Source organism: uncultured Arenimonas sp. (assembly GCF_963976025.1).
Taxonomy (GTDB): Bacteria; Pseudomonadota; Gammaproteobacteria; order Xanthomonadales; family Xanthomonadaceae; genus Arenimonas.
In genome coordinates, this window is the sequence record NZ_CAXBJS010000274.1 from 1 (window position 1) to 2,017 (window position 2,017).

3 protein-coding genes are annotated in these 2,017 nt (G+C 70.1%); all 3 read right to left on the reverse strand.

Features of this window, described 5'->3' with window-relative positions; translation table 11 throughout:
* Positions 1 to 691 (reverse strand): pantoate--beta-alanine ligase (panC, locus tag AACZ35_RS13995; RefSeq protein WP_339830340.1); only part of this gene is annotated, 691 nt, incomplete at its 3' end.
* Positions 688 to 1,515 carry a 3-methyl-2-oxobutanoate hydroxymethyltransferase gene (gene panB / locus AACZ35_RS14000; RefSeq protein ID WP_339830342.1) on the reverse strand — a complete coding sequence of 276 codons (828 nt, stop codon included), beginning with the start codon at positions 1,513 to 1,515 and terminating at the stop codon, positions 688 to 690. The genes panC and panB, both read right to left, overlap by 4 nt.
* A gap of 24 nt (positions 1,516 to 1,539) precedes the next feature.
* Positions 1,540 to 2,017: 2-amino-4-hydroxy-6-hydroxymethyldihydropteridine diphosphokinase (gene folK, locus AACZ35_RS14005; protein WP_339830343.1), on the reverse strand; the 478-nt coding region annotated here is incomplete at its 5' end.

A 2,017-nucleotide genomic window follows, 5' to 3' on the forward strand; every position in this document is an offset into this window, starting at 1 on the left:
ACAGCGCCTCGTCCTTGATGCCGCGCACCGGCAGGCCCTGGCGGGCGGCGTCGCGCATGAACAGCAGCGTGCGGTGGATGTGCGTGGCGGTCTGGCGCTGGTCGCCCTGCAGGTACTGGTTGCGCGAACTCATGGCCAGGCCGTCGGGCTCGCGCAGCGTCGGCGCCGGGATGATCTCGACCGGGAAGCTCATCTCGCGGGCCATGTAGCGGATCACCTGCAGCTGCTGGTAATCCTTGCGGCCGAACACGGCCAGGTCGGGCTGGACCATGTTGAACAGCCGCGCCACCACCTGGGCAACGCCGTTGAAGTGGCCCGGCCGGTGCGCGCCGCACAGGATGTCGGTGATGCCGGGCACGTGCATCTGCACGCAGCCCATGGTGCCGAAGGGATACATCTGCTCGACGTCCGGCAGGAACAGCGCGTCGCACTTGTGCGCCGCCAGCGCGTCGATGTCGCGCTGCGGCGTGCGCGGATACAGCGCGTAGTCCTCGTTGGGACCGAACTGGGTGGGGTTGACGAAGATGCTGGCCACCACCTTGTCGGCGTGTTTGCGGGCCAGTTCGACCAGCGCGAAATGCCCGGCGTGCAGGTTGCCCATCGTCGGCACGAAACCGACGCTGGCACCTTCCCGGCGCCACTGGCGAAGCTGCGCGCGCAGGGACGCCAGCGTGTCATGGGTTTGCATCATGCGTATCCGTGTTCGGGGCCGGGGAAACTACCGTTGCGCACCGCGTCGGCGTAGGCGCGCAGGGCACCTTCGATGGAACCACCTTCGGCCAGGAAATCCTTGACGAAGCGCGGGCGGCGGTGGCCGCTGTTGAGGCCCAGCAGGTCGTGCAGCACCAGGATCTGGCCGTCGCAGTCGGGGCCGGCACCGATGCCGATGGTGGGGATTTCAATGTCGGCGCTGATGCGCTTGGCCAGGGCCGAAGGCACGCACTCGAGCACCAGCATGTCGGCGCCGGCTTCGGCGACCGCGCGGGCGTCGGCGGCAAGACGGTCGGCGGCGGCCTGTTCGCGGCCCTGCACCTTGTAACCGCCCAGGCGCAGCACCGACTGCGGGGTAAGCCCCAGGTGCGCGCAGACCGGGATCTCGCGCTCGGACAGGAAACGGATGATCTCGAGCTTTGGCCCGGCGCCTTCGAGCTTGACCATGGCCGCGCCGGCCTGCAGGAAGCGCGTGGAAGCCTCCAGCGCGGCGCCTGGCGTGGCGTCGGCCTGGAACGGCAGGTCGGCGACCAGCAGCGCCGACGACAGGCCGCGTGCGACGCAGGCCACGTGGTAGGCGATGTCGGCGACGGTGACCGGCAGCGTGCTGTCGTGGCCCTGGCAGACCATGCCCAGCGAATCGCCGACCAGCACGAAGTCCAAGCCGGCGCTGTCCACGGTGCGCGCGAAGCCGGCGTCGTAGGCGGTGACCGAGACGATGCGCCGGCCTTCGGCCTTCATCTTGCGCAGGCCGGGTACGGTGAGGCGCGGTCGCGGCGCGGCCTTTTGCTCGTTGGCGTACATGGCGGCGTCCAGGGTGGGGAAGGCCTAAGGTATCGCTTCGATGCCCGAGGCATCCACCTTCGCGAGCAAGCCGTCCACCCTGCCCCGCCCCGGCACGACCAGGCCGGGCGCGATTTCAGCCAGCGGCACCAGCACGAAGGCGCGTTCGTGCAGTCGCGGATGCGGCAGGCTCAGGCCGGGCAGTTCCAGCACCTGGTCGTCGTGCAGCAGCAGGTCCAGGTCGAGCGTGCGCGGTCCCCAGCGCCCGGCGTCTTCGTCGCGCAGGCGGCCAAACCGCCTTTCGATGCCCAGCAGGTTCGCCAGCAGGTCGGGCGCGGCGAGCGTGGTTTCGACGGCGAGCACGCCGTTGATGAAGTCGGGCTGGTCGGTGCGGCCCCAGGCCGGCGTACGGTAAAGCGACGAGCGCTGCAGCACCCGCGTGCCGGGCAGCGCGTCGATGGCTTCGATGGCGGCTTCCAGCGTGGCCCGGACCTGGCCCTGGTTGCCGCCGATCGCGACCCAG